At 71.2% G+C, this 26,665-nt stretch carries 28 protein-coding genes; 10 read left to right on the top strand and 18 right to left on the bottom strand.

Annotated features, from left to right (window positions below):
- Window positions 1–79: 79 nt before the first annotated feature.
- Together B4K29_RS00495 and B4K29_RS00490 are read left to right on the top strand one after the other, a co-directional pair.
- Entirely contained in the window at window positions 80–832 is a 753-nt protein-coding gene (locus B4K29_RS00495; RefSeq protein ID WP_240483913.1) for an alpha/beta hydrolase, read from the top strand.
- Between the two features lie 4 nt (window positions 833–836).
- Window positions 837–1,523 carry a hypothetical protein gene (locus tag B4K29_RS00490; RefSeq protein ID WP_286966165.1) on the top strand — a complete coding sequence of 229 codons (687 nt, stop codon included), beginning with the start codon at window positions 837–839 and terminating at the stop codon, window positions 1,521–1,523.
- A gap of 60 nt (window positions 1,524–1,583) precedes the next feature.
- On the opposite strand, the gene B4K29_RS00485 is transcribed toward B4K29_RS00490, so the two are convergent.
- From B4K29_RS00485 to B4K29_RS00465, 5 genes are read right to left on the bottom strand one after another with little or no spacing between them, the layout of a single operon-like run.
- On the bottom strand, window positions 1,584–2,264 hold the full coding sequence (locus B4K29_RS00485; protein ID WP_239266496.1) for an endonuclease/exonuclease/phosphatase family protein: 681 nt from the start codon (window positions 2,262–2,264) through the stop codon (window positions 1,584–1,586).
- Complete coding sequence (locus B4K29_RS00480; RefSeq protein WP_239266498.1) at window positions 2,261–3,238, bottom strand: ROK family glucokinase; 978 nt, start codon at window positions 3,236–3,238, stop codon at window positions 2,261–2,263. Before B4K29_RS00480 ends, B4K29_RS00485 begins: the two co-directional genes overlap by 4 nt.
- Window positions 3,235–4,200 carry an ROK family glucokinase gene (locus tag B4K29_RS00475; protein WP_029209984.1) on the bottom strand — a complete coding sequence of 322 codons (966 nt, stop codon included), beginning with the start codon at window positions 4,198–4,200 and terminating at the stop codon, window positions 3,235–3,237. The genes B4K29_RS00480 and B4K29_RS00475 overlap by 4 nt, the downstream gene beginning before the upstream one ends.
- Window positions 4,197–4,637 carry a hypothetical protein gene (locus tag B4K29_RS00470; protein WP_156911078.1) on the bottom strand — a complete coding sequence of 147 codons (441 nt, stop codon included), beginning with the start codon at window positions 4,635–4,637 and terminating at the stop codon, window positions 4,197–4,199. The genes B4K29_RS00475 and B4K29_RS00470 overlap by 4 nt, the downstream gene beginning before the upstream one ends.
- Before the next feature lie 5 nt (window positions 4,638–4,642).
- The gene (locus B4K29_RS00465) at window positions 4,643–5,083 is read right to left on the bottom strand and encodes an SRPBCC family protein (protein ID WP_286966163.1); all 441 of its coding nucleotides are present in this window, start codon (window positions 5,081–5,083) and stop codon (window positions 4,643–4,645) included.
- 228 nt (window positions 5,084–5,311) lie between these two features.
- Here B4K29_RS00465 and B4K29_RS00460 point away from each other — a divergent pair, with 228 nt between their 5' ends.
- Entirely contained in the window at window positions 5,312–7,114 is a 1,803-nt protein-coding gene (locus B4K29_RS00460; RefSeq protein WP_029209981.1) for an AMP-dependent synthetase/ligase, read from the top strand.
- Window positions 7,115–7,236: 122 nt separating this feature from the next.
- Here the strand turns inward: B4K29_RS00460 and B4K29_RS00455 are convergent, their stop codons facing one another.
- Complete coding sequence (locus B4K29_RS00455; protein ID WP_286966162.1) at window positions 7,237–8,610, bottom strand: peptidase MA family metallohydrolase; 1,374 nt, start codon at window positions 8,608–8,610, stop codon at window positions 7,237–7,239.
- A 21-nt stretch (window positions 8,611–8,631) separates the two neighbouring features.
- Window positions 8,632–8,865, bottom strand: a complete 234-nt coding sequence (locus B4K29_RS00450; protein WP_019287036.1) for a hypothetical protein — start codon at window positions 8,863–8,865, stop codon at window positions 8,632–8,634.
- A gap of 141 nt (window positions 8,866–9,006) precedes the next feature.
- Here B4K29_RS00450 and B4K29_RS00445 point away from each other — a divergent pair, with 141 nt between their 5' ends.
- Window positions 9,007–10,827, top strand: a complete 1,821-nt coding sequence (locus tag B4K29_RS00445) for a DEDD exonuclease domain-containing protein (RefSeq protein WP_286958029.1) — start codon at window positions 9,007–9,009, stop codon at window positions 10,825–10,827.
- A complete protein-coding gene (locus B4K29_RS00440; protein ID WP_019287032.1) occupies window positions 10,824–11,105 on the top strand; it encodes an Lrp/AsnC family transcriptional regulator in 282 nt (93 codons plus the stop codon). Before B4K29_RS00445 ends, B4K29_RS00440 begins: the two co-directional genes overlap by 4 nt.
- Window positions 11,106–11,169: 64 nt before the next feature.
- On the opposite strand, the gene trpD is transcribed toward B4K29_RS00440, so the two are convergent.
- A complete protein-coding gene (trpD, locus tag B4K29_RS00435) occupies window positions 11,170–12,231 on the bottom strand; it encodes an anthranilate phosphoribosyltransferase (RefSeq protein ID WP_286958030.1) in 1,062 nt (353 codons plus the stop codon).
- An 8-nt stretch (window positions 12,232–12,239) separates the two neighbouring features.
- Window positions 12,240–12,677 (bottom strand): hypothetical protein, encoded by a 438-nt coding sequence (locus B4K29_RS00430; protein WP_286958031.1) that lies wholly within the window; start codon window positions 12,675–12,677, stop codon window positions 12,240–12,242.
- 126 nt (window positions 12,678–12,803) lie between these two features.
- Here B4K29_RS00430 and B4K29_RS00425 point away from each other — a divergent pair, with 126 nt between their 5' ends.
- From B4K29_RS00425 to B4K29_RS00405, 5 genes are all read left to right on the top strand, one after another.
- Window positions 12,804–13,454, top strand: a complete 651-nt coding sequence (locus tag B4K29_RS00425; protein ID WP_286958032.1) for a cytochrome c oxidase subunit 3 — start codon at window positions 12,804–12,806, stop codon at window positions 13,452–13,454.
- A gap of 73 nt (window positions 13,455–13,527) precedes the next feature.
- Entirely contained in the window at window positions 13,528–14,313 is a 786-nt protein-coding gene (locus tag B4K29_RS00420; protein WP_286958034.1) for a c-type cytochrome, read from the top strand.
- Window positions 14,314–14,370: 57 nt separating this feature from the next.
- On the top strand, window positions 14,371–15,444 hold the full coding sequence (locus B4K29_RS00415) for a ubiquinol-cytochrome c reductase iron-sulfur subunit (protein ID WP_286966161.1): 1,074 nt from the start codon (window positions 14,371–14,373) through the stop codon (window positions 15,442–15,444).
- Window positions 15,444–17,153, top strand: coding sequence for a cytochrome b (locus tag B4K29_RS00410; protein ID WP_286958036.1), 1,710 nt, complete (start codon window positions 15,444–15,446; stop codon window positions 17,151–17,153). The genes B4K29_RS00415 and B4K29_RS00410 overlap by 1 nt, the downstream gene beginning before the upstream one ends.
- 214 nt (window positions 17,154–17,367) lie before the next feature.
- On the top strand, window positions 17,368–17,721 hold the full coding sequence (locus B4K29_RS00405) for a metallopeptidase family protein (RefSeq protein WP_239263252.1): 354 nt from the start codon (window positions 17,368–17,370) through the stop codon (window positions 17,719–17,721).
- 60 nt (window positions 17,722–17,781) lie between these two features.
- Here the strand turns inward: B4K29_RS00405 and B4K29_RS00400 are convergent, their stop codons facing one another.
- The 9 genes from B4K29_RS00400 to def all read right to left on the bottom strand — a co-directional run bounded on the left by B4K29_RS00400 (window position 17,782) and on the right by def (window position 26,627).
- Window positions 17,782–18,825, bottom strand: a complete 1,044-nt coding sequence (locus B4K29_RS00400; protein WP_019287024.1) for a L,D-transpeptidase — start codon at window positions 18,823–18,825, stop codon at window positions 17,782–17,784.
- A 399-nt stretch (window positions 18,826–19,224) separates the two neighbouring features.
- Window positions 19,225–19,629, bottom strand: coding sequence for a cytochrome c oxidase subunit 4 (locus B4K29_RS00395; RefSeq protein ID WP_239263256.1), 405 nt, complete (start codon window positions 19,627–19,629; stop codon window positions 19,225–19,227).
- Entirely contained in the window at window positions 19,629–21,395 is a 1,767-nt protein-coding gene (gene ctaD / locus B4K29_RS00390) for a cytochrome c oxidase subunit I (protein WP_239263258.1), read from the bottom strand. The genes B4K29_RS00395 and ctaD overlap by 1 nt, the downstream gene beginning before the upstream one ends.
- Window positions 21,395–22,318, bottom strand: a complete 924-nt coding sequence (gene coxB, locus B4K29_RS00385) for a cytochrome c oxidase subunit II (RefSeq protein ID WP_376783725.1) — start codon at window positions 22,316–22,318, stop codon at window positions 21,395–21,397. The genes ctaD and coxB overlap by 1 nt, the downstream gene beginning before the upstream one ends.
- Before the next feature lie 136 nt (window positions 22,319–22,454).
- Window positions 22,455–23,153, bottom strand: a complete 699-nt coding sequence (aat, locus tag B4K29_RS00380) for a leucyl/phenylalanyl-tRNA--protein transferase (protein WP_286956608.1) — start codon at window positions 23,151–23,153, stop codon at window positions 22,455–22,457.
- Entirely contained in the window at window positions 23,150–24,130 is a 981-nt protein-coding gene (locus tag B4K29_RS00375; RefSeq protein WP_286960566.1) for a carbohydrate kinase family protein, read from the bottom strand. Before B4K29_RS00375 ends, aat begins: the two co-directional genes overlap by 4 nt.
- Before the next feature lie 116 nt (window positions 24,131–24,246).
- A complete protein-coding gene (locus B4K29_RS00370) occupies window positions 24,247–24,624 on the bottom strand; it encodes a HesB/IscA family protein (RefSeq protein ID WP_019287018.1) in 378 nt (125 codons plus the stop codon).
- Window positions 24,625–24,762: 138 nt separating this feature from the next.
- Window positions 24,763–25,962, bottom strand: a complete 1,200-nt coding sequence (locus B4K29_RS00365; RefSeq protein ID WP_286966160.1) for a glycerate kinase — start codon at window positions 25,960–25,962, stop codon at window positions 24,763–24,765.
- Complete coding sequence (def, locus tag B4K29_RS00360) at window positions 25,959–26,627, bottom strand: peptide deformylase (RefSeq protein WP_286966159.1); 669 nt, start codon at window positions 26,625–26,627, stop codon at window positions 25,959–25,961. Before def ends, B4K29_RS00365 begins: the two co-directional genes overlap by 4 nt.
- Window positions 26,628–26,665: the final 38 nt, after the last annotated feature.

Here is a 26,665-nt window from a genome sequence, read left to right as displayed (position 1 = left end):
CAGCACTCTAACCCAGCCCCGGTTACCCTGGGACGGCCGTGTCGGACGGCTCAGCCACCAGGAGGTCGACGTGCAGGTCATGCCAGGTGCCGAGGCGTTCAGCAGCCCCGGCCGGCCCGAGGGGGGCGGGGTCGGCGTCCTGGTCAGCCACGGCTTCACCGGCAGCCCGCAGTCCCTGCGGCCCTGGGCCCAGCACCTCGCCGACCAGGGGTATGCCGTGCGACTCCCCCGCCTCCCGGGGCACGGGACGACCTGGCAGTCGCTCAACCGCACCCAGTGGCAGGACTGGATCGCCGTGCTCGAGCGCGAGCTGCTGCGGCTGCTCGACGAGTGCGACACCGTCTTCGTCGCCGGCCTGAGCCTGGGCGGCGCGCTCGTCACGCGCCTGGCCGAGGAGCACGGCCCGAGCATCGCCGGCCTGATGCTCGTCAACCCCGCCTATCGCAGCGACGACCCCCGCATGCGGGCCCTGCCCGTCCTGCGCCGGCTGGCCCCCTCGATCGCCGGGATCGCCAGCGACATCCGCCTCGCCGGCGTGACCGAGCTGGCCTACGACCGCACGCCGCTGCACGCGCTGTCGTCCATGCTGCAGCTGTGGGCGCTGACGGTCCGGGACCTGCCGGAGATCACCCAGCCGGTCCTGCTGATGCAGTCGGACGAGGACCACGTCGTCCCGGCGTCCAGCTCCGAGCTGCTGCTGAGCCGCATCTCGAGCACCGACGTCACCCACGTGCGCCTGGCCGACAGCTACCACGTCGCCACCCTCGACCACGACGCGCACGTGATCCACGACCGCTCGGTGGAGTTCGTCGAGCGCGTGCGGCGAGGCTGAGGGCATGGGCACCCACGAGCCGGACGACATCGACGCTCGCTTCGAGGAGATCGTGGCGCGCTGGGACGACGAGCAGCGCGCGCAGGACGGGTCCGAGCCGGGCGGGGAGGGTGGACCCGATCCTGCGGGGCGGCCGGACCGGACGGGTCGGGAGACGCCGCAGCACGAGAGCGCGCCCGGACGTCCGACGCACCCCTCGGCGATCAATCCCCCGCCCGGGCGTCGCGCGTCCCCACCGGCGGCCGACCCCTCGCCCGGCTCGCCGCCCGGCTCCCCGCCCGGCTCCCCGCCCGGCTCCCCGCCCGCTCCCCCAACCGCTCCCCCAGCGTCGCCGCAGCAGCGCCGCGCCCTCGACCCCCGCCTCGTCTACCGCGACCCCGGCTCCGGCCTCTCGATGGGGACGGACCACCGGTCGTGGACCCCTCCCGTCGACCCGGACGACCCGGACGACGACTACGTGCCGCCACCGCCCACCCCGATGCCGTCGTGGCGCGCGGACCCGGTCTGGTGGGCGATCCTGGTCGGCCTGGTGGCCGGGCCGATCGTCCTGCTCACGATGGTCCTGACGGGCCACACCAGCCCCCGCATCTACCTGTGGCTCGCCGGTCTCGCCACCGTCGCGGCCTTCGTCGGGCTGGTGCTCCGGCTGCCCAGCACGCACGACGAGGACGACGACGGCGCCCGGGTGTGACCCTCACCCGACGCTGGTGCTCCGCGGTCGGCCGATCGGCCAGATCGCCTCTGGTCCGCGTCAGGACCCCAGCACGTCCACGTCGACCCACACCGGCAGGTGGTCCGAGGCGCGGCGCACGTCCCTGCCTCGTCGGTCCAGCTCCGGCGGTGGCGTGCCGTCCACGCGCCGCACACCCCTGCCCCAGACCACGTCGAGCATCTCGACCGGCGCCCAGGACGGATAGGTCGGCTCCTCCACCGACAGCACGTCGAGCAGGCCGGCGAAGGTCTGCCAGCTGGGCCCGCCCGGGCCCTCGTTGAGATCCCCCGCGACCACCAGCGGCCCCTCGACCGGCAGGTCCCGGAGGATCTGGTGCGTATGCCGCAGCCGCTGCCCCTCGAACAGCCCCAGGTGCACGCTCGCCGCCGTCAGCAGCGACCCCTCGGGGAGCCGGGCGCGCAGCACGGCATACCCGCGGGTCCGCTGCCCCAGGGGCACCGGGAGACCACGGTGCACGCAGTCCACCAGGGTGAGCCGGTCCGAGAGCATCACGGTGGTGCCTCCCGAGCCGCGGTGCCCACCCGGCCAGCGCAGGCCCGTCTCGCGCGCGAAGTCCCGCACCAGGGGACCCGGCCAGAAGCGGCGGGGTGCCTCCTGCAGCAGCAGGACGTCCGGCGCCAGCGCACGCACGACGCGAGCCGCGGCCCGTCGGTCGTCGAGGAAGTCGCGCGTGTTGTAGCTCGCGACGCGCACGGTCATGACGTGCTGAGCACCTCGGTGCGGGCGAGGTCGGCCGCACCGATGAGTCCGGCCTCGTTGCCGAGGCTGGCCTGCAGGATCTGCGCCATCGGGCGGTAGCCGCGTCCGGTCAGCTCGCGGGCGAAGGTCTCGCGGGCGGGACCGAGCAGCAGGTCTCCGGCCGCGCTGACCCCGCCGCCGATGACGAAGCTGCCGGGGTCGAACGCCGCCGCGAGGTTGGCCAGTCCCGTCCCGAGCCAGCGGCCGATGTCGGCGATGAGCTCGACGCAGGTCTGGTCACCGTCCTGCGCGGCTTCGGTGATGACCGGTCCGGTGAGGCTCTGGTCCTCGCCCCCGAGCCGCTCGAGCAGGTCGTGGGCCACCGGGGAGTTGGCGAGCAGGAGGCTGCGCGCCTCGCGGACCAGGGCGTTGCCGGAGGCGTACTGCTCCCAGCAGCCGCGGTTGCCGCACTCGCACCGGTGGCCGCCGGGCACGACCATCATGTGGCCGTACTCCCCCGCCACGCCGTAGCGACCGCGCTGGACCTGGCCGTCCATCACGAGCGCCCCACCGATGCCGGTGCCGAGCGTGATCATCATGAGGTGGGTCTCGCCGCGCCCGGCGCCGAACCGGTGCTCGGCCCACCCGGCGGCGTTGGCGTCGTTGTCGACGTAGACCGGGACGGGCACCCGGGTCGACAGCCGCTCCTGGAGGGGCTCGTTGCGCCAGGACAGGTGGGGCGCGAACAGGATGGTGGCCCGGTCGGCCGAGACCCAGCCCGCCGCGCCGACCCCCACCGCCACCACGTCCTCGCGGGCCGTCTGGCCCAGCAGGTCCTCGATGACCCCGACGATGGTGTCCTCGACGACGTCCGGGCTCTTGCTGCGGTGCGGGGTGTCGCGGCGCGCTCGGGCCACGATGGCGCCCTGCTCGTCGAGCACGCCCCCGGCGACCTTGGTCCCGCCGATGTCGATCCCGATGGCGAGATCGCTCACGCGTCCGCCCCCGCACCGTCGTAGACCTCGGCGGCGATCGCGGCGGCACCGATCATGCCGGCGTCGTTGCCCAGGGCCGCGGGGACGAACCTGGCCACCGGGCGGTGACCCCGCGCGGTCAGCTGACGGCCGTAGGCATGACGGGCCGGGTCGAGCAGGAGGTCGCCCGCCTCGACGACGCCGCCACCGATCACGATCATGTCGGGGTCGAGGATCGCCGTCATGCTCGCGCAGCCCTCGCCCAGCCAGTGGCCCAGGTCCTCGAGCAGCTCGATGCAGGCCAGGTCGCCCTTCTTGGCGAGCTCGGTGATCGCCTGGCCCTTGAGGTCCTTGGGCCGTCCTCCGCACGCCTCGCGCAGGCGGGCCGCGTGGGGGGTGCCCGAGGACACGAGCTCCTTCGCCGAGCGGAGCAGGGCGCTGCCGCTGGCGTACATCTCCCAGCAGCCGCGGTTGCCGCACCCGCACTGCGGTCCGTCGACCACCACCCGCATGTGGCCGATCTCCGCCGCGAAGCCGTAGGCCCCCCGCAGCAGCCGCTGGTCGACCACGATGCCGCCGCCGATGCCCGTGCCGACGGTGACCAGCAGCATGTCGTCGCTGTCCCGCCCCGCGCCGAACTGGAACTCCCCCCACGCCGCCGCGTTGGCGTCGTTGTCCAGGATGACCGGGTAGTCGATGAGCGACTCCATGCGCTGCTTCATCGGCTCGTCCTGCATGCCCAGGTTGGTGCCGTAGACGACGTGCGCCCCGGACTTGTCCACGAACCCGGCCACCGCCATGCCCACACCCTTGACGTCCTGGTGCTGGGCCAGCTCGCGGACGAGGTCCGCCGACGCGCTCGCGACGGACTCGGCGCTCGGGATCCCCGTCTCGCGGCGGGCTCGAGCGAGGACCTTGCCGTCCTCGTCCACCAGGGCGCCGGCGATCTTGGTGCCGCCGACGTCCAGACCGATCGTGGTCATGCTCGCTCCTCGTCCGTCCGTGCCTGCAGATGCTCGTCAGTATGCCGTCTGGCCGCCGCCGCGACCCCCCGGAGCGATCGCCCCAGCGCCTCCATCCCGCGCCCCACCTCGTCGATCAGCTCCGGCGCCAGGGTGTGGGCGAGGCGGCTGGCCCGGCATACGGGGCAGGTGTCCGCCGCGTGCTGGGGCGAGGTGGTCCGGTGCGGGTGCTCGCCCTCGTCCGCCGGGTCGTCATCGGGGTCGCCGTCGTGCGACCGGTCCCCTTCGCCTTCTCGCTCGTCGTCCCCCGGGTCGTCGTCCGCGTGATCCTGGTCCGCATGGTCGGTCCACTCTGGCTCCGGCCTGGTCGGCGCGCGACCGAGATCCAGGGTGTCCTGCAGCAGCGCCTTGAGCCGCCGCGACTCCTCGTCGACGGAACCGGCGACCTCGTCGGTCACCCCCATCAGCCGCGGACGCGGGCGGCGAGACCCTGCAGCGCGCCCTCGACGATGCGCTTCTCGGCGGCCCGCTTCATGGCGCCCAGCATCGGCACCTTGACGTCCACGCCGAGGGCGTAGGTCACCCTGGTGCCACCGTCCACGGGCTCGAGGACGTAGGACCCGTCCATCGCCTTGAGCACCCCGCCCTCGACGAGGTGCCACGAGACCGTCCCGGCGCCCTCCTCGTCGACGTCCCAGTCGTAGGCGAGGGTGTAGGTGTCCTTGACCGGCCCGGCCTCCAGCGCGAACCGCACCTGCGCGGCCCAGCCGTCGTCCTCGGACAGGATCTGCACCGACCGGATCTCGGGCGTCCACGCGGGATAGGACTCGACGTCGGCGACGACGTCGAGGACGGCTGCCGGAGAGGCGGCGATGACGGTGCTGGACTCGGTGCGCTGGGCCATGCGCCCACCCTAGCCAGGGCCGAGGCGGGATGACGATCGGTGACGACCGCCGTCGGTCGAGGGACTGGCCCCTCCTGCTGAAAGCCGCTGGGACGGCGGTGGGTGCCACGAGCTGGACGTGTGGGTCCGGCCACATCCCGCGCCCCGAGACCGGCACGGTGACTACTCTCCGGTAGGTCCGGCCGCCTGTAGCCTGCATCCGGTCCGACCCGAGCCAAGGAGCAGCACGTGGACGCCACCAGCACGCCCATCATCGTCCCCGCGCCCACCGAGGGGAACCTCGCGGGCCTCGTGACGCGCAACGCGGCGCGGCACCCCGACCGCGTGGTGTTCGGGCGCCAGGTCGGCGATGCCTGGCAGGACGTCACGTCCGCGCAGTGGCGCGACGAGGTCTGGGCGCTCGCCAAGGGCTTCGTGGCCGCGGGCGTCGAGCCGGGCGAGCGGGTCGGGATCCTGTCCAGCACGCGCTACGAGTGGACGCTGACGGACTTCGCGCTCTGGACCGCCGGCGCGGTGGGGGTCCCGGTCTACGAGACCAGCTCCGCCGAGCAGATCGCGTGGATCCTCGAGGACTCCGGCGCCTCGGCGGTCGTCGTCGAGAAGCCTCAGCACACGGCCTCGGTGGCCGCTGTCCGCGACCGGCTTCCCGGTCTGCACCACGTGTGGACGATCGACGACGGCGGGCTCGACGAGCTGGTCGCCGCCGGCCACGAGGTCGCGGACGAGGTCGTCGAGGAGCGTGCGAACCTGGCCGGGCCGTCGGACCTGGCCACGATCATCTACACGTCCGGCACGACAGGCCGCCCCAAGGGCGCCGAGCTCACGCACTCCAACTTCATGGCCCTGTCCGACAACACCCGGCACTACCTACCGGAGGTCGTCACCGACGACGCCTCGACCATCATGTTCCTGCCCCTCGCGCACGTCTTCGGTCGCCTCATCCAGGTGCTCGTGGTGGACTATGGCCTCCGGATGGGCCACACCGCGTCGATCAAGAACCTCATGGCGGACCTGGCGTCCTTCCGTCCGACCTTCCTGCTCGTCGTGCCCCGCGTCCTTGAGAAGGTCTACGTCGGTGCCGAGAGCAAGGCCGAGGCGGGCAGCACCCACAAGATCTTCCACGCCGCCGCCCGCGTCGCCATCGCCCACAGCCGCGCGACCGACCAGGGCCGCGTCCCCGTCGCCCTGCGCCTCCAGCACGCGCTGTACGACCGCCTCGTCTACGCCAAGCTGCGGGACGCCATGGGCGGCCGGGTCCGGTACGTCGTGTCGGGCGGCGCGCCGCTCGGACCGCGGCTGGCCCACTTCTTCCGCGGCATCGGCGTCACGGTGCTCGAGGGCTACGGCCTCACCGAGACGACGGCGCCCATGAGCGTCAACGACGTGCCCGGCCTCAAGATCGGCACCGTCGGTCGACCCATGCCCGGCGTGGAGTGCCGCGTCGCCGAGGACGGCGAGCTGCTCACCCGCGGCGTCAACGTCTTCCGCGGCTACCACGGCAACCACGAGGCCACGGCCGAGGCCTTCGTCGACGGGTGGTTCCGCACCGGAGACCTCGGGTCGATCGACGACAGCGGTCACGTCCGGATCACCGGGCGCAAGAAGGAGATCATCGTCACCGCCGGCGGCAAGAACGTCGTGCCCGGCGTCCTGGAGGACCGGCTGCGGTCCAACCCCGTCGTGTCGCAGTGCGTGGTGGTCGGCGAGAAGCGCCCCTTCGTCGGGGCGCTGGTCACGCTCGACGAGGAGATGTGGCCGGGGTGGGCCGCGCGCCACGGCCTCGGGGAGGTGGACTTCGCCGACGCCCCTGCTCACCCGCGGGTGCGCAAGGAGATCGAGGCCGCCGTCGCGCACGCCAACGAGGCCGTCTCGCGGGCCGAGTCGATCCGGGAGTTCGCCGTGCTCGACCAGGACTTCACGGAGGCGAACGGCTATCTCACCCCGTCGCTCAAGGTGAAGCGCCACCTCGTCCTGCGCGACTTCGCGCCGACGATCGATGCGATGTATGGCGGGCCCGTCTCCGACGAGTGAGCCCAGGCGCACGATCGGCGACAGCCACGCTCGCCAACGCACGCCCATGCATCCAGGATCCCCAGCGCACGCCCCGGCACCAGGCTCGCTCCCCACCACCCTCGCCCGGACCCGCACGCGGCTCAGCGCGCGAGGCGTCGCAGATCCTCCTGCCACCCGGCGAGCAGGGTCGACTCGGTGAGCCCGATCCGCCCCAGGGCGTCGCTCGGCGTGCTCCCGGTCCCCATCTCGCGATACAGCCGGCGCAGCGCGTCCTCTCCTCGGGCGCGGGCCAACCAGTCGACCAGCAACCAGGCCTCGTCGTAGGCCGTACCCGATGCCACGTCGCTGAACCTCTCGTCCTCCGGCAGGCGCGTCGGCAGGGTCCCGCGGGCCACGGCCGCCATCAGCTCGGGCGCCGCCCTGCGGGGATCCACCTGCAGTCCCGCGTAGGACGTGTGCACCGCGTAGCCCTCGCTCAGCCACTCCGGCGCGGGGTGGGTGGTCGTGGCCCGCACCGCCAGGTGGGTCAGCTCGTGAGTGAGAACGATCCGTCGTCCCTGACGCGTCGACGACGCCCAGGCGAGAGGATTGACCACGATCTTGTCGCCACGGGCGACGCTGCCGGTCTCGAGCATCCCGTAGGTCACCGCGGCGACCCCCGACGTGTCTTTGCCCACCCGCCCGGTGAGGGCCGCGAACTCCGAGCTCGTCGCGGGCAGCAGGACGGCGGGGAGGTGGGACAGGGCGCCCCAGGCATGCTCCACGTGCTCGCGGGCCGGCGCCAGGTCGACTGCCACCTCGTCGAGCCGCTCCGCGGGGGCGTTGCCCGCCACCACGCCCGCCGGGTTGCGGCGCACCTGCAGGCCGGACAGGTCGAAGGCCTGCCGCACCGTGCCCGGGCCCGCGTCGTCCACCACCACCCACCCGCCGCCGTGACGGCGGACCGTCAGCTCCAGGGTGAACGGGGCGGGCCGGGCATCGACGCCCGGCAGGCGCCAGGCACCGACCACGTCGACCCGGGCAGCCTGGTCACCGACGGAGCCGTCCGGGCGCACGGCGGGGCCCGGCAGGAATCGCTCTGCGCGGAGCGTGAGCTCACGGACCTGCAGGGACCGCAACGCGCTCAGCAGGGCCTGCTGCCGCTGCCTCAGGCCGGCGGCCGAGGGATCCAGGTCGGCCAGCCAGGCCGACTCGTCGCGGGCTCGGGCCGCGGCGGCCCGACGGTCCAGCACCTGCTGCACCCCGGCCAGCGGCTCAGACCTCGCCGTCTCGGATCCCGTTGCCGTCTCGGATCCCGTCGCCGTCACGGATCCCGCCGCCGTCACGGATCCCGCCGCGGGCTCCGATCCTGTTGCCGACCGCGACCCTGCCGAGGTCGGACGCGGCACCCGCTCAGGCGTCCCAGCCGGCGCCAGGAGGACCCAGGTCAGGCCGGCGGCCATCACGATGCAGACGGCCACGACGAAACCGAGCACGACGGGCCACCAGCGGGACGTCGGTCCGTGGCTCGTCACGGCGTCACCCTAGTCCGCGGCTCAGCCCGCGCGGGCGCCCGACAGCGGGACCGAGCGGACGGTGGACACCGGCTCGCGCCGCGCGTAGAGCCCTCGAGCCTGGTCACGGCTCACGAGCCCAGCGCCGACGAACTGCGCCACCACGGCGTGCTCGCGCGGGTCCAGCGGCACCGCTGGTCCCTCGACGAGGGCGCTGACCATGCAGTCGCGGCAGGCGTCGCCACGAACGGGGCAGGTGCGGCACTCCAGCAGCATGAGTGACTCCTCGTGTCGGTGGGACCGGAGGGTCCCGATGTCCAGAACGCTAGGTGCCACCACTGACAGACCCCCTGGGGGCCAGCGTGTCGACGGCCCCACCGAGGGGGCTTGTCGGTGGTCGCCCCTAGGGTCGTCGCCATGAGCTCGACCTCCACCCTCCTCGCCGGACCCCCCGTCCAGGGTACCTTCGACGAGCTGGGCCCCACTCTCGCGGAGACGACCTTCGTCGTCGTCGACCTCGAGACGACCGGTGGCAGCCCGGCCACCTCCGCCATCACCGAGATCGGCGCGGTCAAGGTCCGCGGCGGGCTGGAGCTGGGCGAGTTCCAGACCCTGGTCAACCCCCACGCGCACATCCCCGCGTTCATCTCGGTCCTCACCGGCATCACCGACGCCATGGTCGCCGAGGCGCCCGCGATCGCGCAGGTCCTGCCGTCCTTCCTGGAGTTCGCCCGCGGCAGCGTGCTCGTCGCGCACAACGCCCGCTTCGACGTCGGCTTCCTGCGGGCCGCGGCGGAGCGGTCCGGCCTGGACTGGCCGGCCTTCCGCGTGCTCGACACCGTGCACCTGGCCCGCCAGCTGGTGCCCCGCGACGAGGCGCCCAACCACAAGCTCGCCACGCTCGCCGCCCTGTTCTCCTCCCGCACCACCCCCGACCACCGGGCGCTGCACGACGCCAAGGCCACCGTCGACGTGCTGCACGAGCTCGTCGGTCGCGTCGGCAACCAGGGCGTCCACACCCTCGACGAGCTGTTGACCTTCACGTCGCGCGTGTCCCCCGCCCAGCGGCGCAAGCGCCACCTCGCCGAGGGGCTGCCGTCACGACCGGGGGTCTATGTCTTCAAGGACGCCCAGGGCCGGCCCCTCTACGTCGGCACGTCGCAGGACATCCGGTCCCGGGTCCGGTCCTACTTCACCGCGTCCGAGCGACGCACGCGGATGGCGGAGATGGTCGCGATCGCGGAGTCGGTCACGCCCATCGTCTGCGGCACCCGGCTCGAGGCCCAGGTCCGCGAGCTGCGACTGATCGCCTCGCACCAGCCCCGCTACAACCGACGATCGCGCCACCCGGACCGCGGCGTCTGGATCAAGCTGACCGACGAGCCCTTCCCCAGGCTGTCCCTCGTGCGGCAGGTGCGCGACGACGGCGCGACCTACTCCGGCCCGTACTCCTCGCGGCTGTCTGCCGAGGCCGCGGTCGCCGCGGTCCACGACGCGGTCCCGCTGCGCCAGTGCACCCCGCGGCTGAGCCTGCGCCCCCGCAGCACGGCGTGCGCCCTGGCCGAGATGGGGCGTTGCGGCGCCCCCTGCACCGGCGCCCAGTCGGTCGACGACTATGCCGCGGTGGCCGGTCGCGTCCGCGACATGCTCGAGGGAGACTGCCGCGCGGTCGTGGGCGCGCTCCACGCCCGCATGGCCGACCTGTCCGGCGAGGACCGCTTCGAGGAGGCGGGGGTCGTCCGTGACCGGCTGCTCGCCCTCGTGCGCGGAGCCGGCAAGGCGCAACGCCTGGCTCCGTTGCGCACCACGCCAGAGCTCGTGGCGGCCCGGCGGGCTCCCGGGGGCGGGTGGGAGGTCGTGTGCATCCGTCACGGCCGGCTGGCCGGGACCGTCGTCACCCCTCCCGGGGCCGATCCGATGCCGCACGTCGAGGCCCTGCGTGCCTCCGCCGAGCACGTCCCCACGCCGACTGTGGGCCACCATGGCGCGGCGACGGCCGAGGAGACCGAGCTGCTCCTGCGCTGGCTCGAGAGCGACGGCGTGCGACTCGTCGCTCTGGACGGGTCGTGGAGCTGCCCCGTCCACGGGGCGCAGCGGGAGCACGCCCGCCTGGAGCCGCTCGTGGCCGCCGCCACCGACCCGGGGTTCGACGCCTGGCCGACCCGGGGCGCGACGTCCCACGGGCACGACCGTCCCGGGGGACGGTCTCCCGCGTCGCCCACTATGGTGGGCTCGTGATCTCAGCCATCGTCCTCATCAACGCCGACGTCGACCGCATCCCCGAGGTGGCCCAGGCCATCGCGGAGCTGGAGGGAGTCACCGAGGTCTACTCCGTGACGGGGGACGTCGACCTGATCGCCATGGTGCGGGTGCGTCAGCACGACGACTTCGCCGACGTGATCGCCGATCGGCTCAACAAGGTCGACGGCGTCGTCGGCACCCAGACCCACATCGCCTTCCGCACCTACTCGCGGCACGACCTCGAGGCTGCCTTCAGCCTCGGGTTCGACGGCTGAGTTCACCCCACGCCTCAGGTCCAGCGGCTGAGCGCTGCCCGTTGCCCAGAAGGGGCGTTCGATCTCAGGCTGAGGTCGAGGTGATCCAGCGCTGCAGCACCCGAGCGGCATGACCATCGTCGATCGCCCGCCGGGCACGCTCCACCCCGTCAGCCACCAGGGCGACGAACGCGTCGTGGTCCGCCGCGCCACCGCCGTCCCGCGCACCAGCGACCGCCAGCCCCAGGCCGGCGTTGAGCAGGACCGCGTCGCGGACCGGACCGGTCTCGCCCTCCAGGAGGCGGCGCACAACACCAGCGTTGTGCTCGGCGTCGTCGCCGACGAGCGTCGAGAGGTCGTGCAGGTCGAAGCCCAGCTCGCGCGGGTCGAGCGTGCGCTCGACGATCCCGCCGTCCACGACCCACCACACCGAGGTCGTGGTCGACACCGTGACCTCGTCCAAGCCGTCGTCGCCGCGAAACACGGCGGCGTCCGTCCCGCGCCCCGCGAAGACGCCGGCCATGAGGGGCGCCATACGAGCGTCGGCGCAGCCGACCACCGCATAGGTGGGCCGGGCCGGGTTGGTCAGCGGGCCCAGGAAGTTGAATGCCGTCCCGATCCCCAGCTCGCTGCGCGCCACCGCGGCGTGCGCCATCGAGGGGTGGAACGAGCGAGCGAAGCAGAAGGTGATCCCGGCCTCGTCCGCCACCTCGGCAACCCGCTCGGACGGCAGCGTCAGCGCGACCCCCAGCGCCTCCAGGACGTCGGCCGAGCCGGACTTGGAGGAGGCCGCACGGTTGCCGTGCTTGACGACGCGCACACCGGCCCCCGCGATGACCAACGAGGACATCGTCGAGATGTTGACGGTGTTGGCGCGGTCGCCCCCGGTCCCGACGATGTCGAGAGACGGGCCCGGGACGGACAGCGGACGCGCGTGCGCGAGCATCTCGTCCGCGAGGCCGCGGAGCTCCTCGGCGGTCTCGCCCTTGACCCGCAGCGCCATGAGCAGGCCCGCGGTCTGGGCAGGAGTGGCCTCGCCCGACATGATCTGTCCCATGGCCCACCGGGCCTCGCCCAGCGACAGGTGACGCCCCTCGACCAGGCTGCTCAGCACCGTGGGCCAGGTGAGGGAGGCGGCGTCCGGCATGATCTCCGTCACGCGGGGGTGCGGTCGCGACGCACCAGCTCGCAGACGCCGGTGGCCAGGGCCAGCGGGTCCAGCGGGTGCGGCACGGCGAGGTCGGCCTGGGACCAGGCGGCCAGCCAGCTGTCCTGAGGACGACCGGTGAGCACGAGGATGGGCGGGCAGCCGTAGATCTCGTTCTTCATCTGCCGGGCCAGGCCCATGCCCCCGACCTTGCCGGCCTCCCCGTCCAGGATCAGCAGGTCGAACTGCCCGTTCTCGGTGTCGCGCAGGGCCATCTCGCCGGTCGCCACCTCGTGCCAGGCCTCGATCACGACGTCCTTGGCGGGGCGCTTCCCGACCGCCAGGCGGACCTTGTCACGCGTCGTGACGTCGTCGGAGTAGAGCAGGACGCGAAGCCCCCGGGGGGCGTCGGTGCCGCTGGACGAAGCAGTGTGGCTCGCGGTCATGCGGCCGATCTTAGCGGCCCCCGCGAGACCCGCCAGACAGGGTTCTCAGGGTGTTCTCACGCTCCCGACTCTCCGGAGATCGCCTGCCGTTGGGCAAGTCCCACGTTTTTGGGGCAAGATGGCGTCGTGTCGACTGCATCCGCTGTGCACCACAGCTCCCCCAGCCATGCCGCGCTCGGCCCGGCGACCCGACCCAACCTCGCCTCGGTGGGCACGATCGTCTGGCTCTCCAGCGAACTCATGTTCTTCGCGGGCCTGTTCGCGATGTACTTCACGATCCGAGGGGTCGTCCCCGAGCAGTGGGCCGCGGAGACCCCCAAGCACAACGTGCTCTTCGCGGCGGTCAACACGCTGATCCTGGTCATCTCCTCGGTCTGGTGCCAGCTCGGCGTGTGGAAGGCGGAGGCTGGCCAGCCGGCCCGCACCGGGTCGCTGCTGGACGTCAAGCGCTGGGGCATGCGCGAGTGGTACGTCCTCACCTACATGTTCGGTGCGGTCTTCGTCTCGGGTCAGGCCTGGGAGTACGCCAAGCTGTCCAGCGAGGGCATCACCTTGAACTCCAACGGCTACGGGTCGGTCTTCTACATGACCACCGGGTTCCACGCCATCCACGTCACGGGTGGTCTGATCGCCTTCCTGCTGATCATCGCCCGCAGCTTCACCACCAGGCGCTACACCCACGCGCAGGCCACCGGGGCGATCGTCACCTCCTACTACTGGCACTTCGTCGACGTCGTGTGGATCGCCCTGTTCGCGGTGATCTACATCCTCAAGTGACCACGACCAGCTCCACGCAGCTCGACACACACAGCAGCATCCGCCCCTTGACCGTCGACGACAGGACCCTTTCGTGAACGCGTTGGCCGCCCGGCGCAGGCACCCCGCCACACTGTTCGTGCTCCTCCTGGCCATGCTCCTCGTGGTGGGGACGGCCTACGCCGTCGCCAAGCCGCAGGACGCCACGGCCACGGCCAGCGCCTCCACCGCCCAGGACGTCGAGGAGGGCAAGAAGCTCTTCCTCGCCAACTGCGCCAGCTGCCACGGCCTCAATGCCGAGGGTGGCCCGGACGCACCCACCCTCGCGGGCGTCGGTGCGGCGGCGGTCGACTTCCAGGTCGGCACCGGTCGTATGCCGATGGCGGCCCCCGCGGTCCAGGCGCCCCGCAACAAGCCGAAGTTCTCCGAGGAGCAGATCCGCCAGATGAGCGCCTACGTGGCCTCGCTCGGCGCAGGCCCGGCGATTCCCTCCGAGGAGTTCACCGAGGGCGGCGGCAACGCGGCCGAGGGCGGCGAGATCTACCGCGTCAACTGCGCCATGTGCCACAACGCCGTGGGCTCCGGCGGTGCCCTGACGCGCGGCAAGTGGGCGCCCACCCTGCGCGGCGTCGAGGGCAAGCACATCTACGAGGCGATGCAGACCGGCCCGCAGTCGATGCCGGTGTTCAACGACGCCAACCTCAGCCCCGAGGCCAAGCGCGACGTCATCACCTTCCTCAAGGCCATGGACGAGGACAAGAACCCTGGCGGCGCCGCCCTGGGCAACCTCGGCCCGGTCCCCGAGGGGCTGCTCGCCTGGACCCTCGGCATCGGCCTGATGATCCTCGCCGCGGTGTGGCTCGGCAAGAAGGCGGCCTGAGCGATGAGCACCAGCGACCAGTCCAACCACTCCGTTCCTGATGGGGCATCGCATCGCATGACTGACTCCAACGACTTTGGCAAGGATGCCGTGCGTCTCGACCAGGGCGACGTCGTCGGCCAGGGCGGGATCCCCGACCGTTTCCAGAACCCCGGACTCCCCCCGCACGTCGAGCGGCTGGCGGACCGGGACCCTGCTGCCGCCCGGCGCGCCGAGCGCCAGGTCGCGACGATGTTCCTGCTGTCGATCCTCGGCACGCTGGCCTTCATCGTGCTGTACTTCGTGATCCCGCAGCACAGCTACGTCGGCATCCCGTTCCTGGGCAACGTGCTCGCGCTCCACCTGGCGCTCGGTCTGACCCTCGCCATCAGCCTCTTCTTCATCGGCGCGGGCGCCGTGCACTGGGCCAAGACGCTCATGCCCGACCACGAGGTCGTCGAGGAGCGTCACGAGCTCCGCAGCTCCCCCGAGGAGCGGGCGGGCTTCGCGCAGGCCCTCACCGAGGGTGGGGAGGCCGCTCAGCTCAACCGTCGTCCGCTGATCAAGGCGACGCTGGGCGGTGCGCTCGGCCTGTTCGCCATCCCCCTGGTCCTCCCCTTGCTCGGTGGCCTCGGCCCCGTCCCGGGCAACGACCTGTCCACGACCTTCTGGGACCAGAAGCACTGGCCCAAGGGCCGTCGGCCGCGCCTGATGCGCGACCCCCAGAACCTCCCCATCCGGGCGGACGAGGTCACGATCGGCTCGGTCTACCACGTGCTCCCCGAGGGCATCGAGAAGTCCGAGCACCCGCTCAACGAGAAGGGCAAGGCCGCGGTCCTGCTCATGCGTCTCGACCCCGACGACATCTTGGTCAAGAAGGAACGTGACTGGGGCTACCAGGGCATCGTGGCGTACTCCAAGATCTGCACCCACGTGGGGTGCCCGGTGGGCCTCTACGAGCAGCAGACCCACCACCTGCTCTGCCCCTGCCACCAGTCGACCTTCGACGTCACGCAGGACTGCAAGGTGATCTTCGGCCCGGCGCACCGCCCGCTGCCGCAGCTCAAGATCACGGTGGACGACGAGGGCTACCTCGTCGCCGACTCTGGATTCGCCGAGGCAGTGGGCCCGAGCTTCTGGGAGCGTGGCTGATGAGCAGCAGCACTCGATCGACCAACGACCTGAGGACCGACGACATCCGCGAGGTCCGCACGGCGCGCAAGCCCGGTGGCCTGGCCGGTGTCGGTGGCTGGGTCGACGACCGCACCGGCGCCGCCAAGGGCGTCCGCTACATGATGAGCAAGGTCTTCCCGGACCACTGGTCGTTCATGCTCGGCGAGGTCGCGATGTACTCCATGATCATCTGCCTGATCACCGGAGTCTTCCTGACCATGTGGTTCGTCCCGAGCGCCGGCCACGTGGAGTACAACGGGTCCTACGTCCCGCTCAAGGGCATCCACATGTCCGAGGCCTACCGCTCGACGCTGGACATCTCGTTCGACGTCCGCGGCGGTCTGCTCATCCGTCAGATCCACCACTGGGCGGCCCTGATCTTCGTGGTCGCGCTGGTCGTCCACATGTTCCGGGTGTTCTTCACCGGCGCCTTCCGCAAGCCGCGTGAGATCAACTGGGTCATCGGCGCGCTCATGGCCATGCTCGCGCTGGTCGAGGGCTTCGCCGGCTACTCCCTCCCCGACGACCTGCTGTCGGGCACGGGTCTGCGCGCCGCGCAGGGCTTCATGCTGACCATCCCGGTCATCGGCTCCTACTTCGTCTACTTCCTCTTCGGCGGCACCTTCCCCGGCGAGGCGATCATCCCCCGGCTCTTCGCCGCCCACGTGCTCCTGCTCCCGGCGATCCTCGTCGGTCTGCTGGCCGCGCACCTCATCCTGGTGATGGTCCACAAGCACACGCAGTACCCCGGGCCGGGCCGCACCAACGACAACGTCGTGGGCTACCCGCTGATGCCGGTCTACACCGCCAAGGCGGGCGGGTTCTTCTTCATCGTCTTCGGCATCACCGCCCTCATCTCGAGCCTGTTCTCGATCAACGCGATCTGGAACTACGGCCCCTACGACCCGACCCAGGTGACCGCGGGGTCGCAGCCTGACTGGTACATGGGCTTCGCCGACGGAGCCCTGCGCCTCATGCCCGGCTGGACCGAGGTCACGGTCGGCGGCTACACGCTGACCTACGGCGTGCTCATCGGCTCGCTGCTGCTGCTGCCCCTCGTCTACGTCCTGCTCGGTGCCTACCCGTTCTTCGAGCGCTGGATCACCGGCGACAACCGCGAGCACCACCTGCTGCAGCGTCCCCGCAACGCCCCGACCCGCACGGCGATCGGCCTGGCCGCCATCACGGCCTACACCGTCCTGTGGGCGGCCGCGGGCAACGACCTGATCGCCACCCACCTGCACCTGTCGATCAACGACATCACGTGGTTCCTGCGGATCGGCTTCTTCGTCCTCCCCGTCCTGGCGTTCTGGGTCACCAAGCGCGTCTGCATCTCGCTGCAGCGCCGCGACCGCGACCTGGTGCTCCACGGACGCGAGACCGGTCGGATCATCCGGGACGCAGACGGCAGGTTCACGGAGAAGCACGAGGACATCGACGAGTACACCCGGTGGAACCTTGTCCAGCACGAGGCGCACCGCCCCCTCGAGCTCGGGGACGCCACCGATGCTCACGGGATCCCGCGGCCTGGCACGACCTCGGACAAGAGGCGCGCACGCCTGTCGCGCTTCTTCTTCGAGGACGACATCCAGCCGGTCACCCCGCGCGACGTCGCCGCCGCGCACCACGACGGGCACGGCCACGAGGCGATCGAGGGTCAGCGCACCGCCGAGGTCGAGCGGCACTGACGCCAGAGTCCTGGTACCACGTACCGACACCGACGAATCCGTAGATGGGCGTCCTCCCCCGGGAGGACGCCCATCTCGTCGTCTGGGTCCGCTGCGCCCGTCGGGTCCGCTGAGCCCTCAGGGCAGACCGATCGCTGCCGGGCGCCTGCGGACGGACCGCGCAGGCTCGGGCCGGGACGCACCAGCCGTCAGGCGGACGTGGGAGGCTGGTTCCATGCCCGTGACCGTGGACGACGCGACCTTCGACGCGGCTGTCGGCGATGCGCTCGACGACGTGCCGCAGGAGCTGATGGCCCTGCTCGACAACGTCGTCTTCCTAGTCGAGGACGAGCCCCCGGAGGACCTAGGCGACCTGCTGGGCCTCTACGAGGGCACGCCGCTGACGGAGCGTGGCTGGGGTCTCGAGGGCATGCTGCCGGACCGGATCTACCTCTACCGCGGGCCGCTTTCCCGCCTGTGCGAGGACCTCGAGGATCTGCGGGACGAGGTCACCGTGACGGTCGTGCACGAGATCGCCCATCACTTCGGCATCGACGACGAGCGTCTCCACGCGATGGGCTGGGGCTGACAGGGGGCGTCGGCCGAGGACATCCAGGCCGTATGCCGGGAGCCCACCCGGCACCTCGGTTCAGCGCAGGGCGCTCTGCTGCTGCCACTGCGGCCAGGAGTACTGCCAGACCCCGATGCCCTCGGTGGGCTTGAACGGGCGGTCCGAGCCGGTGAACTGCACGACGTCGCCCACCATGGAGCTCTCGAACATCCAGCGCGCGTCGTCCAGACCCATGTTGGTGCAGCCGTGCGAGACGTTGCGCCTGCCCTGGGCCCACTGCGACCAGGGGGCCGCGTGGAGGAACTCCCCCGTCCACGTGATCCGCATGTTCCACTTCGTGTCGAGCTTGTAGTACTCCGGGTTGCCCTTGGGGATGCCGACGGTGGCGGAGTCCATCGTCATCGCGCCGACCTTCTCCATGATGACCTTGGTCCCCGACCGGGTGATGAAGCCGGGCTTGCCGGTGGTGACGGGGATGTTCTTGACCTGCTGCCCGTCCCGCACGACCGTCATATGATGCGTCTTCATGTCGACCGTGCTCACCTGCGAGCGGCCGATCGTGAAGGTCTTGGTGTCGTTCCTCCCGACATACTTGCCCTCACCCGTCTGCAGCCCGGCGAGCCGAGCGTCCATGGTGACCTTGGTCCCCGGCTTCCAGTAGTCCTTGGGCCGCCACATCAGCTGCCGGTCGTCGAGCCATCCCCAGGATCCCTCGACGGCCGGCTCGGTGGTGACCTTCATGCTGCGCTCCACCTCGGCCCGTTGCTGGGGCGTCTTGACCGACGAGGCGAACTGCACAATGGCCGGCATGCCGACGCCGACCGTGTCGTCGGAGGGCAGCAGCGTGTACTTCGCGGTCGTCTCGGGCTTGAGCGTCCGGAAGGACGAGGTCGCGGTCTGCGACCGCCCGTCGGCGAGGGTGACGACCGAGCGTACGGAATAGGCCGAGTCCAGGCCGAGACGGCTGGCAGGCGTCCACACCCCGTCCTTGACCGTCCCGGGAACCTTGGCTCCCTTGTCGTCGGTCACGACGACGTCGGTGACGGTGCCACCCGAGGCGGCGACCTTGACGGGCGCCCCAGGCTCGATGCCGCGCGCCCGGTCGGCCGGCGTCACCGTCACCGTGGCAGGAGCAGAGCGGGGCCGCGCGGTCGTGGAGGACGCCGCAGGGGTCTGTGAGGCGCTCGGGGTCGCAGACCGTGCCGCTGGACCCCCCGATGCGGTCTGGCCCCCGGAGCAGCCCGCCAGGGCCGTCAGTGCCGTCATAGCCGTGGTGACCGCGAGAGCTGTCGTCGCGTCGGCGCGCGTCGTCCGGAACATGCGTGGATCTCCCCCTGAGTGAACGTCCTGGATCCCCGCCCAGGCTAGTCGAACAAATGTGACCGAGAGTGACCGACGGTCACACGGTGGCCAGATCGTGACCGGGAGACCGCTGCTGCGCGACGGCTCGACCAAACGCATCGAGCGCGCGCACGGGCCCCGAGGACATGACGTCCCCGAGGCCCGGCAGGTTGCACGTGGTCAGACCGCGTGCTCCCCGTGGAAGAACTCGAACACCCAGCCGATGAGGCCGATGATCCCGAGGCCCGCGGCCAGCAGGAAGAACCACCAGCCGACGGCGATGCCCATGAACATGAGGGCGGCCGCACCGGCCAGCATGATCGGCCACCAGGACTTGGGGGCGAAGAAGCCGTAGTCGCCCTCGGCGTCGGCGATCTCCCCACGCGGGTTGTCCTCGGGACCGACCGCAGGCAGGCGCTTGGCCGTGGCGTGGATGTAGAAGGCCGACATCCACATCTCGGGCACGAGCAGCAGCAGCGCCACGACACCCACCGGCTCCGACCAGCTGGTCACGAAGCCGTAGATGATGCCCACCGGCAGGAAGAAGAAGCCCAGGATGGTGAAGAGCTTGACGGCGGTGCGCATCAGTGGCGGTCCTCTCGGTGCGCGGCGGTGGAGGTCGCACCGTCACGCCGGCCGGAGTCCGTGCCGAGACGCTGCATGGTGGCCGGGTCGGCCTGCGGGTGGGCACCCTCGGAGTCCGGGTGGTGCAGGTCCCACGCGGGACGCTCGGAGCGGATCCGCGGGATGCTGTCGAAGTTGTGCCGCGGCGGCGGGCAGGACGTGGCCCACTCCAGCGAGGCGCCGTAGCCCCACGGGTCGTCGACCAGGACCTTGGGCGCGTGGCGCGCGGTGTGCCAGACGTTGTAGAGGAAGGGCAGCATCGACAGGCTCAGGATCACGGCGAAGACCGTCGAGATCTGGTTGAAGAAGGTGAAGCCGTCCTCGGGCAGGTAGTCCGCGTAGCGGCGCGGCATGCCCTCGACACCCAGCCAGTGCTGGATGAGGAAGGTGCCGTGGAAGCCGATGAAGAGCATCCAGAAGTGAACCTTGCCGAGCGTCTCGTCGAGCATCTTGCCGGTGAACTTGGGCCACCAGAAGTAGAAGCCGGCGAACATCGCGAAGACGACCGTGCCGAACACCGTGTAGTGGAAGTGCGCGACCACGAAGTACGAGTCGGACAGGTGGAAGTCCATGGCCGGGCTCGCGAGGATGACGCCGGTCAGGCCGCCGAAGCAGAAGGTGACGATGAAGCCGATCGCCCAGATCATCGGGGTCTCGAAGGTGAGCGAGCCACCCCACATCGTGCCGATCCAGTTGAAGAACTTCACGCCGGTCGGGACGGCGATGAGCATCGTCATGACCGAGAAGAAGGGCAGCAGGACCTGGCCGGTGACGTACATGTGGTGGGCCCACACCGACATCGACAGGGCGGCGATGGCCACGGTCGCGAAGATCAGGGTCTTGTAGCCGAAGATCGGCTTGCGGGAGAAGACCGGGATGACCTCGCTGATGATGCCGAAGAACGGCAGGGCGATGATGTAGACCTCGGGGTGGCCGAAGAACCAGAAGAGGTGCTGCCACAGCACGGGGCCGCCGTTGTCCGGCGAGAAGATGAACGAGCCGAACTTGCGGTCCGCGCCGAGCGCGAAGAGAGCCGCGGCCAGGACCGGGAAGACCATGATGACGAGCAGCGACGTCACCAGGACGGTCCAGGTGAACACCGACATGCGGAACATCGTCATGCCCGGCGCACGCATGCACAGGATCGTCGTGATGAAGTTGACGGCACCCAGGATCGTGCCGAAGCCACCGAGGGCGAGGCCGAAGACCCAGAGGTCACCGCCCAGGCCGGGGCTGTAGCTCGCGTCCGACAGCGGAGCGTAGGCGAACCAGCCGAAGGACGCCGCGCCGTTGGGGGTGAGGAAGCCGAACGCCGCGACGAGGCCACCGAAGAGGTACATCCAGTAGGCCAGCGCGTTGAGCCGCGGGAAGGCGACGTCCGGTGCGCCGATCTGCAGCGGGACCAGCGCGTTCGCGAAACCGGCGAACAGGGGCGTCGCGAACAGCAGCAGCATGATCGTGCCGTGCATGGTGAAGAGCTGGTTGAACTGCTCGGGGTTGTCCACGATCTGCAGCCCGGGGCCGAACAGCTCGAGGCGGATCAGCAGGGCGAGCAGCCCGCCGATCATGAAGAACGCGACGGAGGTCACGAAGTACATGTTGCCGATCACCTTGTGATCGGTCGTCGTCAGCACGTTGGCGATCTGCGTGCCGATCGACTTCTTGCGTCGCTCGTCCCGGATCTGTCGGGGCGTCTGCGGCTCACGGGTCGTGGTTGCGGTGGCCATCAGTTGCTGCTCCCCTGCGTCGTCGGGATCTTGGCCTGCTCGGCCGGCTCGAGCTTCTCGCGGTTGAGACCGTTGGGCAGCTGACCGGTGCGCCCCGAAGCCTTGAGGTCGGCGATGTGCTTGTCGTAGTCCGCCTGGGAGACGACCTTGACGTTGAACAGCATCTCCGAGTGGTAGGCGCCGCAGAGCTCGGCGCACTTGCCCTTGTAGTCACCGATCCGGTCGGGGACGACCTGGAACTTGTTGACCCGTCCGGGGATCATGTCGAGCTTCTGCTGGAAGGCCGGGACCCAGAACGAGTGGATGACGTCGCGGCTGGTCAGGACGAACTCCACTCGCTTGTCGACGGGCAGGACCAGGGTCGGGAGCGCCGCCTCGGCGCCGGGCTTGCCGTCGAGCTTGGCCTGCTTGCCGGCCACGTAGGTGTTGGCCTCGACGTAGTTGAAGTCCCAGCTCCACTGCTTGCCCACGACATTGACGGTCACGTCGGGCTTCTTGGTCGTGTCCAGCAGCGCAGCCTCGTCGCGCGCGGTGTAGAAGAACAGCACGCCCACCATCAGGATCGGCACGACGGTGTAGAAGATCTCCACGGGGACGTTGTAGCGCAGCTGCGCCGGGTAGCCCGTGTCGGTCTTCTTGCGCTTGAACGCGACCATGCAGTAGATGGTCAGGCCCCAGACGATGCAGCCCACGACCAGCGCGGCGATCCACGACCAGACCCAGAGGCTCTCGATGCGCTGCGTGGAGGTCGTCGCTCCGCGGGGGAGGAAACCGCGCTGCGCGGCCTCGCTGCACCCGCTCAACAGCGTGGTCAGTACCACGAGACCCAGGCCGCCCGTCAGGAGACGGGAGCGCTTGGTTGCTCGCGATGAGTCATTGTGCCTGCGCAACAGACGCACCTTCCGACATGGTGAAGCACTCATACAGGGAACAGACAACTCGAACCCTACCCTGTGAATGGCCCAGATCGCCTCCCCGCACACGCCGCGTGGACCCGTTGCTCGGCAACTCGTGATGTGAGTCGCGCCGCACTGCTCCGACCCCGGATCTCGGGGCGGCTCAGCGCCATACGGCCGGCAGCGGGCTCCGCAGGAGCCGGGGCAGGCGAGCCAGGTAGGCCGCCCGCGGGACCTCCGTGATCCCCAGCCCGGCGAGGTGGGGGGTGCTCCACTGAACGTCGACCAGGCGGTCACCGCCGGACGCGCGGACGTCCTCCAGGTCAGCCGTGAGCAGGTCGACCAGCCCGACGAGCGCGACCTTGGAGGCATCGGTCGTCCGGTGGAACATCGACTCCCCCGCGAACAGACCCCCGACCGCGATGCCGTACAACCCGCCGACGAGCTCGCCCCCGTCCCATGCCTCGACGCTGTGCGCCCAGCCGAGCCCGTGCAGCTCGGAGTAGGCGCGGGCCACGGCCGGCGTGATCCACCTCCCCGAGCGGGAGGGATCGGCGCAGCCGGCCACGACCTCGTCGAACGCGGTGTCGACGCGCACCTCGAGGCGCCGGCACGAACGGCGCAGGGAGCGGCTGACCCGCAGGTCACCCAGCTCGAGGACGCCGCGCGGGTCCGGGGACCACCAGCCGAGCGGCCCTCGCCCGCCCTCCCCCAGACCCATGGGAAAGATGCCGGTGCGGTAGGCCGCCAGGAGCGTCCCGGGGCTCAGGTCGGCGCCGACGCCCACGACGTCCTCCCCCGGCTCGGCGCCGTCCAGCGTGAGGTGCCAGGGGCTCGGCGGCGGCTCGACCGGCGGGGTCACCTCAGCGTGACCGCAGCGGCCAGCTCGTCCGCGGCATCCTGGCCGTAGACGTCCGCCAGCCGGGCGTAGAAGCCCTCGTGGTCGAGGTGGTACTCCTGGGTGCCGGTGGTCTCGAGGACGTGCGTGGCGAGTATGGAGCCCAGCTGGGCCGACCGCTCGTGCCCCAGGCCGGCCGCGACGCCGGCCAGGAACCCCGCCCGGAAGGCGTCACCGACGCCCGTGGGGTCGACGACCGTCTCGGTCAGCGCCGCCGCCACCCGCACGGGCTCCTGGCCACGGGCAATGATCTCGGCGCCGTCCTTGCCGCGCGTCGTCACGCGGACCCGTACCCGGTCGGTGATCTCGTCGACGGTCCACCCGGTCTTCTGCGCGGCGAGGTGCAGCTCGTACTCGTTGGTGAACAGGTAGTCGGCACCGTCGATCAGCCCGCGGATGGCCGGGCCGTCCATGAACGCCAGCTGCTGGGACGGGTCCGCGGCGAAGGGGACGCCGAGCTCGCGGCACTGCTGCGTGTGCCGGGTCATGCGCGCGGGGTCGCTGGGGGCGATGACCACCAGGTCGACCTGACCCAGCTCGCGGACGACCTGGGCCAGGTCGATGCGGTTGCCCTCGTTCATCGCGCCGGCGTAGAACGTCGCCATCTGGGCCAAATCGCGGTCGGTCGTGCACACGAAGCGTGCCGTGTGCTGGTCCTGCGAGCGGTGGACGTGGTCGCAGTCGACCCCGTGGTCCACCAGCCAGGTCTGGTAGTCGGCGAAGTCCTTGCCCACCGCGTCGACGAGGACCGGGCGCTGCCCCAGGGCGGCGAGTCCGAACGAGATGTTGGCACCCACGCCCCCGCGCCGGATGTCGAGGCGGTCGGCCAGGAAGGAGACCGAGATCTTGTCCAGCTGCTCCACGAGCAGGGAGTCGGCGAAGCGGCCTTCGAAGGTCATGAGGTGGTCGGTCGCGATGGACCCGGTGACGAGGATCTGCACGCGCCGACCCTACCGGAGCGACGCGAGAGGGGCGGCCCCGCGAGATCGCGGTGCCGCCCCTCGGGCGCTCGACGTGCTTGGTGGTGCTGTGCCGCTCGTGGTGCTGCGGGTGCGGCTCAGCTGAAGGAGTCGCCGCAGGCGCAGCTGCTGCCCGCGTTGGGGTTGTCGATGGTGAACCCCTGCTTCTCGATCGTGTCGGCGAAGTCGATCGACGCGCCGTCCAGGTAGGGGGCGCTCATCCGGTCCACCACGACTCCGACACCGTCGAAGTCACGGACGAGGTCACCGTCGAGGGTGCGCTCGTCGAAGTAGAGCTGGTAGATGAGACCGGAGCAGCCGCCGGGCTGCACGCCCACGCGCAGCCGGAGGTCGTCGCGGCCCTCCTGCTCGAGCAGGCTCTTGACCTTGACGGCGGCGACGTCGGTCAGCTGCACCCCGTGCGTGGCAGCGTCGACCGAGTCAGCGCGCGTCTGGGTGTCGTCCTGAAGACTCATGAGCAGTCTCCTCCATGGTTCGGGATCCCCCGCACAGGTCGGCGGGATACGAACAACAACCTTCGCACACGGCTCCGTGTTCCCGGAAATGGCGCGCGGACGAGATGTGGGGGCGCGACGGCGGAGGACTGCCGGGTGTCAGCCGGGCGGCGTGGTGCCGGGGGCCGATGCGCTCGGCGGGGCGGGCGACCAGGTGCGGGCCACCCGCTCGGCGCGTGCGGTGAGGCTGCCCGCGGGATCCGCCATCGCCCGGGGGACGGCCGTGATCGAGTCGGCGACGGGATAGATGCCCGTCACGCTGATCGCCGCGCACTCCCGGCGCCCGACCAGGCTCTGACCGGGTATGACGACCACCGGCCGCGCGTGGCGCAGCGCCGTCTCGCCCAGCACGGCGGGCACCCGGCCGCGCAGGCTCGCCCAGTCCAGCCGGCCCTCCCCCGTCACCACCAGGTCGCAGGCGGCCACGGCATCGTCGAGGTCGAGCGCGGCGGCGAGGACCTCGCCCACCGGCTGCACCGTCCCGCCGAGGACGAGCACGGCATAGCCGATCCCCCCGCCCGCACCTGCACCCGCCAGCTTGTCCACACGATGGCGTCTGCCGGTGAGCAGGTCGGTCGGGCCGGGGACGACACGTCCGACGGCGTCGACGAGAGCTCCGAGCCTCCGCTCGAGGGCCTGGGCCTGCTCAGGGGTCGCCCCTCGAGACGGTCCCTGCTGGGCCGAGGTGCCCTGGAGCCCGAGCAGGGGCAGCTCGTCCGGCGTGGCCACGACGAGCTCGACCTTGGCCTCGATCAGAGATCCACGGAGGTCGCCGAGCCAGTCCAAACCCTCGACCTCGTGCTGAGGTCCAGCTGGCAGCCCATCGTCGGGGGACGGTCGACGGGCGAGGGCACACCACAGGCCATAGCCACCGTCGTTGCACAGCAGGTCCCGGACACCGATCACCACCGAGGACGCGCCGGCCGCGATGGCTTCGCGCACGAGCTGCCCCACACCGTGGGACGAGGTGCGCCAGGGGTCGCGGCTGTCGGCCGGCAGGAGGGCGGGGCCGCAGGCCTGGGCGGCCTCGACATACGCGACCGTCCCTCTCGGGCCGTCGAGCAGCAGCACGACGCCCGGCACCTCCCCACCCAGCGGGCCCCGCACGGTGGTGGCCAAGGTCCTGGCCCCGGGCAGGCTGCTGAGCACGTCGACGAAGCCCTCGCCGCCGTCCGACAGCGGCAGGGTCTGGACCTGGTCGTGCGGCGCGGCACGACGCCAGCCCTGCGCGATCGCGTCCGCGGCCAGGGCGGCCGTCAGGGTGCCGCGGTAGGCGGTCGGGGCGACGAGGATCCTCACCGGCGCTCGGTCTCCCCGCCCTCCGGGACCGTGACCTGGTCTGACCCCCGGGCCCCCTCCACGATCTCGACGTCGCCGTCGGCGTCCACGTCGTCATGACCGAAGGGATCCGCGTCGACGCCCGGCATCCAGGTCAGCCCGGGGACGTTCCAGCCGTTCGCCTTGAGCATCCGCTTGCCCTTGCGGGCCCAGCGCCCCTCGAGCCGGTCGACGTACAACGTGCCGTTGAGGTGGTCGTACTCGTGCTGCATGCATCGAGCGAACCAGCCGGTCGCGTCCCACTCCAGCCGGTTGCCCTCGACGTCCTGCCCGATGACGTGCGCGCGCAGCGGGCGGACGAGGGGGAAGGACTCGCCGGGGACCGAGAGGCAGCCCTCGGCGTCGTCGTGCGGGTCCGGGTCCTCGGACGGCTTGCCGGAGGTCGTGACCACGGGGTTGATCACCACCCCGCGGTGCGGCACGCCGTCGTCGTTGGCCATCTCGTAGGTGAAGATCCGCAGCCCCACACCGATCTGGGGGGCCGCGAGGCCCACGCCGTTGGCGGCGTCCATCGTGGCGTACATGTCCTCGACGAGCTCCCGGAGGGCGTCGTCGAACTCGGTCACCGCCTCCGCGCGACGGTGCAGCACGGGCTCGCCGTAGATCAAGACGGGACGGACGGACATGCGAGGACTCCTTCGGCAGGGCGATCGGCGAGGTCGAG

Origin of the sequence: Arsenicicoccus sp. UBA6765 (genome assembly GCF_002453335.1) — a bacterium.
Lineage (GTDB): Bacteria > Actinomycetota > Actinomycetes > Actinomycetales > Dermatophilaceae > Arsenicicoccus > Arsenicicoccus bolidensis.
The sequence above is the reverse complement of the archived record's forward strand: the minus strand, read 5'-3'. Positions and strand labels throughout refer to the sequence as shown.

Coding starts and splice junctions, on each gene's coding strand:
- B4K29_RS00450 (WP_019287036.1), bottom strand. CDS start 8,865: ATGCTGCTGGAGTGCCGCACCTGCCCCGTTCGTGGCGACGCCTGCCGC.
- B4K29_RS00465 (WP_286966163.1), bottom strand. CDS start 5,083: ATGGCCCAGCGCACCGAGTCCAGCACCGTCATCGCCGCCTCTCCGGCA.
- B4K29_RS00485 (WP_239266496.1), bottom strand. CDS start 2,264: ATGACCGTGCGCGTCGCGAGCTACAACACGCGCGACTTCCTCGACGAC.
- trpD (WP_286958030.1), bottom strand. CDS start 12,231: ATGCCGGACGCCGCCTCCCTCACCTGGCCCACGGTGCTGAGCAGCCTG.
- coxB (WP_376783725.1), bottom strand. CDS start 22,318: ATGAGTGCTTCACCATGTCGGAAGGTGCGTCTGTTGCGCAGGCACAAT.
- B4K29_RS00405 (WP_239263252.1), top strand. CDS start 17,368: ATGCCCGTGACCGTGGACGACGCGACCTTCGACGCGGCTGTCGGCGAT.
- def (WP_286966159.1), bottom strand. CDS start 26,627: ATGTCCGTCCGTCCCGTCTTGATCTACGGCGAGCCCGTGCTGCACCGT.
- B4K29_RS00370 (WP_019287018.1), bottom strand. CDS start 24,624: ATGAGTCTTCAGGACGACACCCAGACGCGCGCTGACTCGGTCGACGCT.
- B4K29_RS00430 (WP_286958031.1), bottom strand. CDS start 12,677: ATGACCGCGAGCCACACTGCTTCGTCCAGCGGCACCGACGCCCCCCGG.
- B4K29_RS00445 (WP_286958029.1), top strand. CDS start 9,007: ATGAGCTCGACCTCCACCCTCCTCGCCGGACCCCCCGTCCAGGGTACC.
- B4K29_RS00415 (WP_286966161.1), top strand. CDS start 14,371: ATGACTGACTCCAACGACTTTGGCAAGGATGCCGTGCGTCTCGACCAG.
- B4K29_RS00475 (WP_029209984.1), bottom strand. CDS start 4,200: ATGACCACGATCGGTCTGGACGTCGGCGGCACCAAGATCGCCGGCGCC.
- B4K29_RS00410 (WP_286958036.1), top strand. CDS start 15,444: ATGAGCAGCAGCACTCGATCGACCAACGACCTGAGGACCGACGACATC.
- ctaD (WP_239263258.1), bottom strand. CDS start 21,395: ATGGCCACCGCAACCACGACCCGTGAGCCGCAGACGCCCCGACAGATC.
- B4K29_RS00395 (WP_239263256.1), bottom strand. CDS start 19,629: ATGCGCACCGCCGTCAAGCTCTTCACCATCCTGGGCTTCTTCTTCCTG.
- B4K29_RS00495 (WP_240483913.1), top strand. CDS start 80: ATGCCAGGTGCCGAGGCGTTCAGCAGCCCCGGCCGGCCCGAGGGGGGC.
- B4K29_RS00490 (WP_286966165.1), top strand. CDS start 837: ATGGGCACCCACGAGCCGGACGACATCGACGCTCGCTTCGAGGAGATC.